We start from the raw sequence: 12,579 nt of genomic DNA, 5'->3' as shown, positions 1-12,579 counted from the left end.
GCGGCCTTCCGGCCGCCCCGCGGGGCGGGCAGGGAGCGCGATCCGCCCCGTGCCCGCACCACGCGACGACCGCTCCACCCGGGCGGGACATCACGAGCAGACAAGGAAGTCCGCAACCGTGGCCCTCTCCGCTTTCGACCTGTTCTCCATCGGCATCGGCCCCTCCAGTTCGCACACCGTCGGCCCCATGCGCGCGGCGCGCATGTTCGCCAACCGGCTGAAGAAGGAGGGCGCGCTGGCCACGACCGCCTCGGTGCGGGCGGAGCTCTTCGGCTCGCTCGGCGCAACCGGCCACGGACACGGCACGCCGAAGGCGGTCCTGCTGGGGCTGGAGGGACACGCCCCCGACACCGTGGACGTGGACGCCGCGGACGCGGAGGTGGACCGGATCCGGCAGCAGCGCCGGCTGCGGCTGCTGGGCACCGCCATAGGCGACAGCCACGCCGTCGACTTCGACCCCGCGTCCGACCTCGTGCTCCACCGCCGCCGCTCCCTGCCGTACCACGCCAACGGCATGACGCTCTGCGCCTACGACATGGAGCGCCGGCCACTGCTGGAGAAGACCTACTACTCGGTGGGCGGCGGCTTCGTCGTCGACGAGGACGCGGTGGGCGAGAACCGGATCAAGCTCGACGACACCGTGCTCCGCCACCCGTTCCGCACCGGCGACGAACTGCTTCGGCTGACCCGGGAGACGGGGCTGTCGGTCTCGGCACTGATGCTGGAGAACGAGCTCGCGTGGCGCAGCGAGGCGGAGATCCGGGCCGGGCTGCTGGAGATCTGGGGCGTCATGGAGGCGTGCGTGGCACGCGGCCTGACGCGGGAGGGCATCCTCCCCGGCGGGTTGAAGGTGCGGCGGCGCGCGGCGCAGACGGCGCGGCAGCTGCGCGCCGAGGGGCAGCGCGCGGAGCACACCATGGAGTGGGTGACGCTCTACGCGATGGCGGTCAACGAGGAGAACGCAGCCGGCGGCCGGGTGGTGACGGCCCCCACCAACGGGGCGGCGGGGATCATCCCGGCGGTGCTGCACTACTACACCCGGTTCGTGCCCGGCGCGGACGACGACGGCGTGGTGCGGTTCCTCCTCGCGGCGAGCGCCATCGGCATGCTGTTCAAGGAGAACGCGTCGATCTCGGGTGCGGAGGTCGGCTGCCAGGGCGAGGTCGGCTCGGCCTGCTCGATGGCGGCGGGCGGTCTGGCGGAGGTCCTGGGCGGGACGGCGGAGCAAATGGAGAACGCCGCCGAGATCGGCATCGAGCACAACCTGGGTCTGACCTGCGATCCGGTGGGCGGGCTGGTGCAGATCCCCTGCATCGAGCGGAACGGCATGGCCGCGGTCAAGGCCGTCACGGCGGCGCGCATGTCGCTGCGCGGCGACGGGCGCCACCACGTCTCGCTCGACAAGGCGATCAAGACGATGAAGGAGACGGGGGCGGACATGAAGGTGAAGTACAAGGAGACCGCCCGGGGCGGGCTCGCGGTCAACGTCATCGAGTGCTGAGCGGGTTCCGACCGGACGGACCCTCGCACGACTGCCCTCAGCGCGGCGCTCAGCTCTCCCCGGCGCGGTCGGGGCGCTGCTGCTCGGTCCAGATGGTCTTTCCCGTCGGGCTGTGGCGCGTGCCCCAGCGCTGCGCCAGTTGGGCGACCAGCATCAGCCCGCGGCCTCCCTCGTCGAAGCCGCCGGCCCGGCGCATGTGCGGCGAGGTGGCGCTGGTGTCGGACACCTCGCAGATCAGGGTGTCGTCGAGGATGAGCCGTAGCGTCACCGGGCCGGTGGCATGGCGGATGGCGTTGGTCAGCAGTTCCGTCACCACGAGTTCGGTGGTGAAGGCTGCCTCCGACAGGCCCCACCGGTCGAGCTGCTCGGCGACGTCCCGGCGGGCGGTGGCGCAGGCCGACGGCTCGTGGGGCACGTCCCAGGTGATGACGTTCGCTTCGTCCAGTACCCGGGTGGTGGCCATCAGCAGGGCCACGTCGTCGGTGGGCGGCTCGTCGGGGAGCAGGGCGTCGAGCACCGCTGCGCAGCGGTCGTCGAGTGTCGCCGCCGGGCGGGCGAGCGCGGTGTGCAGTGCCCGGTACCCCGCGTCCACGTCGCGGTCCCGCCGTTCCACCAGTCCGTCGGTGAACAGGGCGAGCACGGAGCCCCGGGGCAGGTCGAACTCGGCCGCCTCGAACGGCAGCCCGCCGAGCCCCAGAGGCGGGCCGGCGGGAACCTCCAGGGTGGTGACGGTGGTGCCGTCGGGCGAGGCCACCACCGGAGGTGGGTGCCCCGCGCGGGCCATGGTGCACACCCCGGAGACCGGATCGTAGACGGCGTACAGGCAGGTGGCGCCGATGTCGCCGGCACTCTCACCGCCGCCGGTCTCCTCGGCGAGACGGACCACCAGGTCGTCCAGGTGGGCGATCAGCTCGTCGGGTGGGAGGTCCACGTCGGCCAGTGTCCGCACCGCGGTGCGGAGCCGGCCCATGGTGGCGGACGCCTGGACACCGTGCCCCACCACGTCGCCGACGACCAGCGCCACCCGGGCCCCGGAGAGCGCGATGACGTCGAACCAGTCTCCGCCGACACCGCTGTGCCCGGAGGCCGCCAGGTACCGGTGGGCGACATCGACGGCGGAGCGCTGCGGCAGCGTCCTGGGCAGGAGGCTGCGCTGGAGGGCGAGCGCCGTGTCACGCTCCCGCGTGAAGCGCTGCGCGTTGTCCAGCGAGACGGCGGCACGCGACGCGATCTCCCGGCCCAGCAGCACGTCGTCTGAGGCGAACCGTTCGGGCCGCCGGTAGCGCAGCAGCAGTCCCACCCCGAGCGTCCTGCGGCGCGAGGTCAGCGGCACCGCGAGGATCGCGTGGACCCCGAGTTCGGAGGCGCGGCGGCTGCGCACCGGGTCCTGCGCCACCCAGGCGAGGAACCCGGGCTCGCCACGATGCACGGTCACGGGCTCGCCCGAAAGCAGGGCGTGGACGGTGCCGGCGGCCATCGGGTGGTCCCAGACGGTGCCCACCGGCACCATCGCCTCGGGTGTGCCGGGGGTGACCGAGCGGTGGGCGACGCGGCGCAGCCGCACGTAGCCCTCACACGGCCAGGTCGTGTCGGAACCTGGGTCTCGGGGCTCCTCCAGCAGGTCGACGCTGACGAAGTCCGCCAGCCTGGGGACGCAGACGTCCGCGAACTCCTGGGCGGTCCGGCCGACCTCCAGGGTGGTACCGATGCGTGTGCCGGCGTCGTTGATCAGCTGGAGGCGGCTGCGTGCCTCGTCCTCGACGCTGAGGTCGACCGCGGAGAGCGCCACGGCGACGAGCCGGTCCTGCGGGTCCCGGATCGGCGCGAGCCGGCCCATCCAGGCGTGCTCACGCGCCTCTCCACCGGTGCGCAGCCGGGTCCGGACGTCGCGGGGCACTCCGCTGACCGCGACCTCCCTGACCTGGCGTTCCAGCTCCAGGCTCTGGGGTTTTCCGCCTATCTCTGACAGCCGCAGGCCGCGCATGTCGTCCTCGCGGAGGCCGAGGACGGCTTCCATCGCCAGGTTGGCGCGGCGCAGCCGGACATTCGTGTCGTACAGCGCGAGCGCGTTCGGGGCGTGGCGGAAGGCGTCCCGTGGGAGGTCGGCGTCGCCCTCGGTGGCCTCGGTTCCGGCGAGCGGACTGACGAGCAACCAGCCCACGGGGCCCCAGGTCTCGTCGGTCAGCCGGTGGGCGATCAGCCGGACCGGCACGGTGCGGCCGTCCCGGTGCAGCACGTCCAGCGTGCCGTACCAGCGGGGGCGGCCCCGCGTGGTGAGAGCCGCCCGGGAGGCGGCAGCGGGGTCGGCGAGGAGTTCGGCGGCCGGGAGTCCGACGGTCGCTTCGGCGTCCCGGCCCAGCAGGCGGCGGGCGCCGTCGTTCCATCGGATGACCGTGCCGGAGGCGTCGAGCACGGCGCGCGCGGTGGCGGCCTCGTCCGGTACGTCGGCCCACGGGTCGTCCGCCGGTCCGCACGCGCCCTGCGCCATGCCGCCTCCAGCGGTCTCGCCGTACCGCCACCGCGGCGGCAGCGGCCCCTGCTCCAGAGTCGGGCAGGTGAGCCGGCCCGACAAGCCGGGGAGCGCCACGCAGGTGGTGCGGCCTCGTCCGCTCGCGCCACGTCCCCGCGACGGGGCGGCACCCCGCACCGTTCGATCGCACGGGGCGGGGCACGGGGCCCAGACGTGCTGCACGGGGCCCGCCGCGGACGTCCGCCGGGCGTGCGCGGTACCCCGCGGAGCCGCCCCGTCCCGTCCCGGCCAGGTGGATGGGGCCGGAGCGGAGGGGCGGGCGGTCGCCGGGGCGGGCCGGGCCGGGCAGGATCGCGCCATGGCGGACCACACCCCCGAGACCACCGACGACGGTCGCTACCTGCTGATCAACGGCCGGCGGTGGCGGGCGACCGACCCGGCGCTCCCGGAGGAGGTCGGGCAGCGGCTGCGACGGCACCTCATGTCGGCGCGACGCGAGGTCGGAGCCGCGCTGCGAGCCGCCGACGGCGCGGCGGAACGTCACGCGAGGAGGCGGGTGCAGCTGGCGAAGACGGCGCTGGGCGAGCGCGGGACCCCGTGGTGGGAACAGAGCGATAGCGAGCGACGCGACCGCTGGGAGACGGGCCTGGCGGCGTTGGACGACGACGCCACGGCCTGAAGCCGTGCGGGGCGGCCACGCGACGACGCACGGGGCGGTTGCACATGCGGCCTGTGCGGCTGGGCGTTCCAATGGAGTAGCGAGCGATTCGCCTTCGGCTCATCGCTGCCCCCGGCGGCCCGGCGAGCGCCGCGGCCCGGGTGGCGCGGCCGAAGTGACGCCCGGCCCCGTAGGGGACCGCGGCGGACGGCGCGGGCGCGGCCCGGCCGACTCGGAGGCGACGTTCGGCCTCGACCGAGAGAAGGCGGAGACAATGGGACGTTCCAGTTCGGCCATGGCGGCGGGGGTGGCCGCAGGCTACCTGCTGGGCCGCACCAAGCGCGCCAAGATGGCGCTCGCGCTCGCGGGCGTCGCGTTGGGCCGACGGGGCAAGGGCCCACACCCTGCCGAGGCGGCGAAGGGCAAACTCCAGCAGGTGGAGAAGTCGTCGTTGGTGCAGCGGCTGAGCACCGCCGGTGGCGGCGTCGTCGCCTCCGGCCGCTCGACGCTCAACTCCGGGGTCCGACAGGGCGCGTCCTCGCTGGCTGCCGCGCTCGCCGCGCGCACGGAAGCGCTGACCGCGAAGCAGTCGGATCGCGACGGCGCGGCCGATGACGGGGACGAGGACGGCGGAGACGCTGCCGGCGACTCGGAGACGCCTGCGGACGACGCGGCGGACGAGTCCGACGACGACACCGGCGAGACGGAGGACGGCGAGGACGCCGGCGCCGAAGACGAAGGAGAGGACGCCGACGGGGCTGACGGGGCCTCCTCCTCGACCGAGGACGAGCCCGAGGAAGCGACCGAGGGCGCGACCGAGTCCGAGGAATCGGAGGAGCCCGACGAGACGGAAGAACCCGACGAGACGGAGGAACCCGAGGACGACGACGAGGCTGCGGCCCACGAGGCCGAGGAGCCCGAGGAGTCCGGCCCGTCGACACCCCGGAAACCCGCGACCGGCAAGAGGACGGCGACGCCCAAGGCCGCCGCCGACGCACCGAGCCCCTCCGGTAAGGCCGCCGGCAAGAAGCAGGTCGGCACGAAACCGACCGCGCCCCGTGCCCCCGCCAAGAAGGCACAGCCGAAGAGCAGGGCAACCAAAAGCACACCGGCCAAGAAGACCACCGCAGGCAAGACGACTGCCGGGAAGTCGGCCGCCAGGAAGACCGCCGCGAAGAAGACCTCTTCCGGAAGCACGTCCTCCGAGAAGGCGTCGACCGACTCCGCCGACGGGACGACGACACGTCGGAGCAGCGGCGACCGCACGTCGCGCGCGCCCCGTGCGAAGCGCAGCACGCGCCGCAGCACGGCGGCCACCCGTGCACGCCGCGGAGATGAGAGCTGATGACCACCACAGAGCAGCAGGACGCCGGCCCGATGTCGGCTGCCATGGGCAAGGTGCGCGAAGAGCTGATGCAGATGCTCGCCGCGCAGGCGAAGGCCGCCGTGCACGCGACCGGCGAGAAGCTGAAGGGTTCCGCACTGGGCGCCGCCGGTTCGGCCGCCGGCAGCAAGGTCTTGCCGGATGTCGCCGGCAAGGTGCTCCAGGGGGAGAACCCGGCCTCGGCGGCTGCCGGGTCCGTCAAGGAGGGCATCACCCGGCACGTGCCGGGGATGGGCAAGGACGAGGAATCCCAGTCGGCGGCCGGTGAGGGTGACGACCACGCCTTCCTCGCCAAGGTCACCGCGATCATCGAGGCCATCGATGTCGGGGTCCCCCGGTCGGTCTGCTACAACCACTGGACCGAGTTCGAGGACTTCGGCACCTGGGCCAAGGGCGTCAGCAACGTCACCCAGCAGGAGGACGAGAGCGCCACCTGGGCTTTCAAGATGGTGTTCTCCAGCCGGGAGTACGAGTCGACGATCGAGGAGCAGGTCCCCGACGACCGGGTCATCTGGAGCTCCGAAGGGGCGAAGGGCACCACGTACGGGGCTGTCACCTTCCACGAACTGGGCCCGAGCCTGACCCGCGTGATCGCGGTGGTCGAGTACTCGCCCAACGGGTTCATCGAGAAGCTCGGCAACCTGTGGCGTGCCCAGGGTCGCCGCCTGCGCCTGGACATGAAGAACTTCCAGCGCTACGTCACCCTTTCGGCCGACCCGGAGGTGGAGGGCTGGCGCGGCGAGATCCGCGACGGTGAGGTCGTCCGCACCCACGAGGAGGCCATGGAGGCCGCCGAGTCCGACGAGGAGGAAGACGAGGACTCGGAAGACGACGAGGCGGCAGCGGAGGACACTGACCAGGACGAGGAGGAAGAGGGAGAAGAGGAGGACCGGTGACGGCCGCCCGCCCGGCCGACGCCCCCCACCGGGCCGCGCAGCGGCCCCCGTCCCCGGAGGCTGAGGAATGAGCGACGACCAGCTCCCCGAGAAGTCCGACTCCGACGTCGCCCCGGCGCCCGACGTCACGCTCGACGTGCCGGTGCTGAACGTCGAGGAGATCGAGATCGAGGCCGAGGACCTGCGGGCCAGTGTCACGCTCCAGGCCGAACTGTTGGACCTGCTGAAGATCAACGTGGGAGCCGACGTCTCGCTGGGTCGGCTGAACGTGGGAATCCGTGGTGTCGAAGTGCAGGCACTGCTGGAGGTCCATCTGGACAACGTGGCCTCGATGATCGAGACGGCGCTGACCACGCTCGCGGAGAACCCGGAGATCGTGGCGCACATCGCCCGCACCGCGGAGTCCGCGGCGGACAGCGTCAGCAGCGCCGCCGCGGAGGCGGTACCGGAGGTCGGCCGCGCCGCCGCCGACACGGCCGGGCACGCGTCCAAGGCCGTGGAGTCCGTGGGGGAGAGTGCCACCGACGCGGTGGGGGACACGGCGGAGGCCGTCGGCGACACCGCCGGAGAGCTGACGGACACCGCGACCGAAGCCGTGGACGAAGCCGAGGACGCCGCTGGGGATGCCGCTGGGGATGCCGCGGACGAACTCGACGCCGTCGGTGAAGAGCCCGAGGCGGACGAGGAAGAACCTGCCGACGAGTCGGCGGACGAGCCCGCCGAGGCCCCGCAGAAGAAGAAGCGGAGTGTCTCCGGCACGGTCGAGAAGGGCAGCGAGCGAGCCGAGCGCCGCGCAACCCCCCGCACCGGCACCGGCCGTCCGCGCCGGACGGCCTCGTCGGCCGGCGAGCGCCGCAGCCGTCGCCGCGAGCCGGCGGCAGGCGGCCGGGGCCGCCGTCAGCACCCTCCGTGACCGGCCTCACCGGAGCAGTCCAAGCAGTCCGACGACCCGCCCGAGGTCGGTTTCTCGGCCCGGGTCCGCGCCGACCGGTTGCGGTTCGACGAACCGCCCGACGCCCGGGTCACCTTCCGCGAGGGGCCCGGGGTGAGATCCTCCTCGGAATCCGCACGGGAGAACCTGCCCGACCGCGTCGAGGCGGGCGAGGACTACGACGAAGTCCGCGTCGACTACCGCCTGGCCACCCGGGCGGAACGTCCGCGGCGACCCCGCCGCCGCGGACGCTGACCGCCGGTGCTCCCCCGGCGCAACCAGTGGGCCCACCGGTCTCAGAGGTTCAGCAGCACCACGTGGACAGCGGTGCCGGCGGTGATGCTGAGGAGGACGTTGCGGCGCCAGAGGTGGAGGCCGGCGGTGACGGCGAGCGCGGCGGCCGGGGCCAGCCAGGCGTTGTCGGCCACCGGCATGCCTCGCAGGCAGTAGACGACGAGGACCACCAGGACGCCCGTCGGCATGCGCACGCCGAGGTAATGCAGTGTGCGGCTCTCGCGGAGCGGGGCGAGCGCCACGAAGGGCAGCGCACGCAGCGACCAGGTGACGGCCACGGTGACGGCCACGGCTGCGAACAGGTAGGGGGTCTCAGGCACGACGGCTCCGAAGCCGGGACGCGACCAACGAGACGAGGAGCGCGACGGTGAGCAGGGCGAAAGCGGTGGGGAGCATCTGGCCGGGCGCGACGACGGCGGCGACCACCGCCGCGGCGAACGCGAGCAGCGGACCGCTCACGTCCTCCGGGCGCTCCCGGGCTGCGTCGATGGCCATGACGGTGAACAGCGCGGGAAGCGCGAAGTCGAGCCCCGCGACGGAGTCCCCGATCAGAGCGCCGAGCAGCGCGCCGGCGGTGCCGCCGATGATCCAGTAGAGGTGCAGGTAGAGCTGCATCCAGACGATGCGCGGCCCGGACCAACTGCGGGAGGCGCTGGTGGCGGTGAGCGCATACGCCTCGTCGGTCATGGCGAACGTGCTGTACAGCTTGGCCCGCACCCCCCGGACGCGGTCCAGCGGGAACGACAGGGCGTAGAAGACGTGCCGCAGGTTCACCAGCATCGCGGTCAGAGCCACGGTGCCCAGCGGGGTGAGGGCCGTGACCAGCCCGATCAGCAGGAACTCGAAAGAGCCGGCATAGATGAGGGCGGTGAAGACGGTCGCCCACCACCAGTCGAGTCCGGCCTGGGTGAGCACCATGCCGAAGGCGAGACCGAGCGGTACCAGGGCGACACCCACCGAGAAGGAGTCACGCAGGGCGACGGCAGACGTTCGGGTCTCCCGCTCGGCCGAGGGGGCTGTGCCGACGCGCACGGCCTCAGGAAGAAGAACGCGAGTCATGAGAAGAAGATTAGAACAATGATCACGCATTGTGATGACCTGTCATGGCGCTAAACTGTGGCGGTGCGCAATGAAACGACTCTCGATGCGATCGATCGCGAAATTCTGTTGCAGCTCTCCCGCAACGGGCGACTCACCAACGTCGAGCTGGCCCGTCGCGTGGGGCTCACTCCCCCGCCCTGCCTTCGACGGGTGAAGCGGTTGGAGGAGGCCGGGGTCATCCTGGGTTACCGCGCGGTGGTCGACCCGCATGCGATCGGCCGGGCACTGGAGGTACTGGTCGACGTCGAGGTGAGCGCGACCGACCGGGCGACCTTCGAGCAGTTCGAGGAGACCCTCTCCGCCTGTGAAGAGGTGGTTGAGCTGCGCCGCATGTTCGGCAGCCGCCCCGACTACTTCATCCGGGTCGCGGTCGCCGACCACGCCGCGTACGAGACCTTCCTGACGGAGAAGTTGAGCGGCCTGCCCGGCGTACTGCGGATCGGCTCCCACCTGACGATGAAGAACATCGACACCGACCGCTGACCGGATCGTCTTCCCGAGCCGCCCCTCGCCGCCGCCCGCACGGGGCGGACACGGAGCGGAGCAACACGGGGCGACCGAGGCGCAGCCACGGGGCCTCCGCACGGGGCGGGGGCGGGGCGGAGCAGCACGGGCGGGAGACCTCGCCCCGTCACGTAGAGTGGAGCGCCCGCCGCGGGCCCCCGCGAGCGGGGACGGCACACGACGGCGAGCGGGACGATGGCGACGCGGCACAACGGAGCACCGGACGGATCGGCCACGGGCGGGGGCCCGGAGACGGACGACGGAGCGGGCTCCTCCCCCGGCGCCACCCCCGCAACCGGCTCGGCCGTCGGCCCCACCACCGGCTCGACTGCCACGAGCGGCCCCACCACGGCGCTGGACTGGCCGACCATCCGCCGCCGCACCGCCGTCCGGGAGGACGACGCCGTGCTGGTCATCGACAAGCCGGCCGACGTCTCGGTCGTCGGCGAGCGCCACGACACCGACCTGATGCAGCTGGCCAAGGACGCCGATGAGTGGCTGATGCCGGCCCACCGGATCGACAAGGTGACGTCCGGGGTGGTGCTGCTCGCCCGGTCACTGCCCGTACACGCCGACCTCGCCCGGCAGTTCAACCGCCGCAGCGTCGGCAAGGCCTACCTGGCCGTGGTCCGCAACGACGGTCTGCCGGGGACGGGACCGTCGCTGCCCGAGGAGGGCGAGGTGGACCTGCCGCTGAGCGTGGGGCGGAAGTCCCGCGTGCGCGTGGCGGCGCCGCGTGAGGCGATCCGCGGCGGAGGCGGGCGGTGGTACGTCGAAGAGGGCGACGTGCTGCCGAAGGTCCGCAACTATCCGTCGAAGACGCTGTTCGCCACCGTGTGGCGCGACGAGCGGCACAGCGTGTTGGTGGTCCGGCCGGTGACCGGACGGCGGCACCAGATCAGGGTGCACCTGGCGTGGATCGGCCACCCCATCGAGGGCGACCCGCTCTTCGCGCGGGCCGCCGCCCCGCCCTCGGCCCGCGCGAGTCTGCACTCGTGGCAGCTCGCGTACGACCAGGAGTGGAGCGACGGGTCCCGGGTGACGGTCTCGGCGGCGCCGGACGAGGCGTTCTGGTCGCCGGTGCGCGACCGGCTCCAGAACGGCGTCGACGGGGCGCTGGACCGCGCGAAGCTGCTGCTGGGGCGGTTGGAACGCCAGGCACGCACCGCGCGCTGACCCCCGGCTCGTCGCGCGGGACTCCGGGCCGAGCTCACCGCCACCGGGGCGCGCCCCGGTGGCGTTCGCCTGGGTGCGTTCACGCTCCGGGGAGTGTCCGCGGAAAGCGGTGCGCCCCTGCGCGTGACGGAGACAACGCCGTACGCCTCGGAGCGTGAGGACAGGCGTGCGCCACGCCCGGGGAGCGCGACCACGCGACGTGCGCCGCCGCGCCCGACCGGCCGCGCCCGACCGGCCGGGGCCCGACCGGCCGGGCCTTCCCCGCCGCGGCCGGGCGGCGGTCAGCCTTCGGGGAACTGGCGGCAGTACTCGTACAGTCCCATCGCGGCGGCGGTGGCGACGTTGTAGCTGTGCGGCGCGCCCCAGACCGGGATCTCGACGCAGTCGTCGACGTACCGCAGCTCCTCCTCCGTGATGCCGAGCCGCTCGTTGCCGACGACCAGCACGGTACGTCGGGGGAAGCGGTACTCGTGGAGGCTGACCGAGTTGGTGGTCTGCTCCAGGCCGACCACGCGGTAGCCGTCCTCACGGAGTGCCTTGAGCACCGGCGGCAGGGTCCGTCGGTTCTCGACCGTGATCTGGTCGAGGCTGTCGCGGGCGACGGTCGGGTCGACCTTGGCGTTGCCACAGGCGATGACCCGGGTGACGCCGCAGCAGCCGGCCGCGCGGAGGATCGTGGAGAGGTTGACCCGGCTCTTGAGCGGCGCGACGGCCACGACGAGTTCGCGGGGCCGGGCCAACGAGCCCGGTTCCTTGTGCCGCATCTGCTCGTACGTGGCCGTCATGCCGTTGTCCCCTTGTTCGCCCGTTCGGCGCCGTCGGCCGGCGCGCGCCCAGGATCGCACACCCCCTCAGCCACGCCTCACGGCGGCGAGCTGCTGGGCGAAGGGCACAACCTCGGACAGGCCGTCGTCCGACGCGGACGCGCCGGCCGCCGTGGCCCCGGCGGGCCCGGTGGTCGCGGCGGTCACCGCCGAGACCCCGGACCGGGGAACGCCCCGGCCCGTCGGCTCGGCGGACCGGCCGGCCGCGAGGTCGGCCAGCTCGCCGGCGGCTCGGGCGATGCGCTCCGTGAGTGGGGCCTCCCCTTCCGCCTCGGCACCGCAGTGGCTGCCGAAGTCCGCGGTGGCCGCATAGACGCCGGTGGGCACGGTGATCGCCCGGAGGTAGCCGAAGAGCGGACGCATCGCGTGGTCGATCACCAGCGAGTGGCGCGGGGTGCCGCCGGTGGCGGCGGCCAGCAGCGGGGTGCCGGCCAGGTCCTCGGGCCGCAGCAGGTCGAAGAACGACTTGAAGAGTCCGCTGTAGGAGGCGTTGTAGACGGGCGTCACCGCGACGAGCGCCTCGGCGTTCCGCACGGTGTCGAGCGCGACGGTCAGCCGTTTGTCCGGCACCTGCGTGACGACGGCGCCTGCGACGGCGACGGCGAGGTCGCGCAGCTCCACCCGGTCGACGCGGGCCGGACGGCCCCGGCCTCCGAGGGCGGTGGCGACGGCGTCGCCCAGCCGATCGGCGAGCAGACCGGTGCTGGAGGGCACACCGGTGCCCGCGGACACCACCGCGAGCCGGAGCGGGCGGTGCGAGGCGGTCATACGGCGGCTCCTCCGGTGGCGGGGGCGGCGGCGGTCGTGCCCGCCGCCACCGGTCCGGCCGCGCCGCCGGCC

The 12,579-nt window shown here is 73.3% G+C and carries 13 protein-coding genes; 8 read left to right on the top strand and 5 right to left on the bottom strand.

Annotated elements, in window-relative coordinates; all coding sequences use genetic code 11:
• Nucleotides 1-118 precede the first annotated feature (118 nt).
• Nucleotides 119-1,501, top strand: a complete 1,383-nt coding sequence (locus HCJ92_RS16990; RefSeq protein WP_167934459.1) for an L-serine ammonia-lyase — start codon at nt 119-121, stop codon at nt 1,499-1,501.
• 49 nt (nt 1,502-1,550) lie between these two features.
• On the opposite strand, the gene HCJ92_RS16985 is transcribed toward HCJ92_RS16990, so the two are convergent.
• The gene (locus tag HCJ92_RS16985; RefSeq protein ID WP_167934458.1) at nt 1,551-3,989 is read right to left on the bottom strand and encodes a SpoIIE family protein phosphatase; all 2,439 of its coding nucleotides are present in this window, start codon (nt 3,987-3,989) and stop codon (nt 1,551-1,553) included.
• 340 nt (nt 3,990-4,329) lie between these two features.
• Between HCJ92_RS16985 and HCJ92_RS16980 the strand changes: the two genes are divergently transcribed.
• The 5 genes from HCJ92_RS16980 to HCJ92_RS16960 all read left to right on the top strand — a co-directional run bounded on the left by HCJ92_RS16980 (nt 4,330) and on the right by HCJ92_RS16960 (nt 8,095).
• A complete protein-coding gene (locus tag HCJ92_RS16980; RefSeq protein ID WP_167934457.1) occupies nt 4,330-4,650 on the top strand; it encodes a hypothetical protein in 321 nt (106 codons plus the stop codon).
• Between the two features lie 253 nt (nt 4,651-4,903).
• Complete coding sequence (locus HCJ92_RS16975) at nt 4,904-5,974, top strand: hypothetical protein (protein ID WP_167934456.1); 1,071 nt, start codon at nt 4,904-4,906, stop codon at nt 5,972-5,974.
• A complete protein-coding gene (locus tag HCJ92_RS16970) occupies nt 5,974-6,909 on the top strand; it encodes an SRPBCC family protein (protein WP_167934455.1) in 936 nt (311 codons plus the stop codon). Before HCJ92_RS16975 ends, HCJ92_RS16970 begins: the two co-directional genes overlap by 1 nt.
• Before the next feature lie 67 nt (nt 6,910-6,976).
• Nucleotides 6,977-7,822, top strand: a complete 846-nt coding sequence (locus HCJ92_RS16965; RefSeq protein WP_167934454.1) for a hypothetical protein — start codon at nt 6,977-6,979, stop codon at nt 7,820-7,822.
• A gap of 132 nt (nt 7,823-7,954) precedes the next feature.
• Nucleotides 7,955-8,095, top strand: a complete 141-nt coding sequence (locus HCJ92_RS16960) for a hypothetical protein (protein ID WP_209311236.1) — start codon at nt 7,955-7,957, stop codon at nt 8,093-8,095.
• A gap of 41 nt (nt 8,096-8,136) precedes the next feature.
• On the opposite strand, the gene HCJ92_RS16955 is transcribed toward HCJ92_RS16960, so the two are convergent.
• Nucleotides 8,137-8,454, bottom strand: coding sequence for an AzlD domain-containing protein (locus HCJ92_RS16955; protein WP_167934452.1), 318 nt, complete (start codon nt 8,452-8,454; stop codon nt 8,137-8,139).
• Complete coding sequence (locus HCJ92_RS16950; protein WP_167934451.1) at nt 8,447-9,193, bottom strand: AzlC family ABC transporter permease; 747 nt, start codon at nt 9,191-9,193, stop codon at nt 8,447-8,449. Before HCJ92_RS16950 ends, HCJ92_RS16955 begins: the two co-directional genes overlap by 8 nt.
• Nucleotides 9,194-9,256: 63 nt before the next feature.
• Here HCJ92_RS16950 and HCJ92_RS16945 point away from each other — a divergent pair, with 63 nt between their 5' ends.
• Entirely contained in the window at nt 9,257-9,718 is a 462-nt protein-coding gene (locus HCJ92_RS16945) for a winged helix-turn-helix transcriptional regulator (RefSeq protein ID WP_167934450.1), read from the top strand.
• Between the two features lie 216 nt (nt 9,719-9,934).
• Nucleotides 9,935-10,915: an RluA family pseudouridine synthase gene (locus HCJ92_RS16940; protein ID WP_167934449.1), complete on the top strand. Its 981-nt coding sequence runs from the start codon at nt 9,935-9,937 to the stop codon at nt 10,913-10,915.
• Between the two features lie 281 nt (nt 10,916-11,196).
• Here the strand turns inward: HCJ92_RS16940 and HCJ92_RS16935 are convergent, their stop codons facing one another.
• On the bottom strand, nt 11,197-11,700 hold the full coding sequence (locus tag HCJ92_RS16935; RefSeq protein ID WP_245240950.1) for a TrmH family RNA methyltransferase: 504 nt from the start codon (nt 11,698-11,700) through the stop codon (nt 11,197-11,199).
• Between the two features lie 66 nt (nt 11,701-11,766).
• Nucleotides 11,767-12,507, bottom strand: a complete 741-nt coding sequence (locus HCJ92_RS16930) for a CE1759 family FMN reductase (RefSeq protein WP_167934448.1) — start codon at nt 12,505-12,507, stop codon at nt 11,767-11,769.
• Nucleotides 12,508-12,579 lie beyond the last annotated feature (72 nt).

The organism is Streptomyces spiramenti, from assembly GCF_012034385.1.
Classification (GTDB): Bacteria; Actinomycetota; Actinomycetes; order Streptomycetales; family Streptomycetaceae; genus Streptomyces; species Streptomyces spiramenti.
Note: the sequence above shows the minus strand (reverse complement) of the source record. Positions and strands in the feature narration are given on the sequence as shown.

Coding starts and splice junctions, on each gene's coding strand:
- HCJ92_RS16985 (WP_167934458.1), bottom strand. CDS start 3,989: ATGGCGCAGGGCGCGTGCGGACCGGCGGACGACCCGTGGGCCGACGTA.
- HCJ92_RS16980 (WP_167934457.1), top strand. CDS start 4,330: ATGGCGGACCACACCCCCGAGACCACCGACGACGGTCGCTACCTGCTG.
- HCJ92_RS16975 (WP_167934456.1), top strand. CDS start 4,904: ATGGGACGTTCCAGTTCGGCCATGGCGGCGGGGGTGGCCGCAGGCTAC.
- HCJ92_RS16970 (WP_167934455.1), top strand. CDS start 5,974: ATGACCACCACAGAGCAGCAGGACGCCGGCCCGATGTCGGCTGCCATG.
- HCJ92_RS16965 (WP_167934454.1), top strand. CDS start 6,977: ATGAGCGACGACCAGCTCCCCGAGAAGTCCGACTCCGACGTCGCCCCG.
- HCJ92_RS16950 (WP_167934451.1), bottom strand. CDS start 9,193: ATGACTCGCGTTCTTCTTCCTGAGGCCGTGCGCGTCGGCACAGCCCCC.
- HCJ92_RS16940 (WP_167934449.1), top strand. CDS start 9,935: ATGGCGACGCGGCACAACGGAGCACCGGACGGATCGGCCACGGGCGGG.
- HCJ92_RS16935 (WP_245240950.1), bottom strand. CDS start 11,700: ATGACGGCCACGTACGAGCAGATGCGGCACAAGGAACCGGGCTCGTTG.
- HCJ92_RS16930 (WP_167934448.1), bottom strand. CDS start 12,507: ATGACCGCCTCGCACCGCCCGCTCCGGCTCGCGGTGGTGTCCGCGGGC.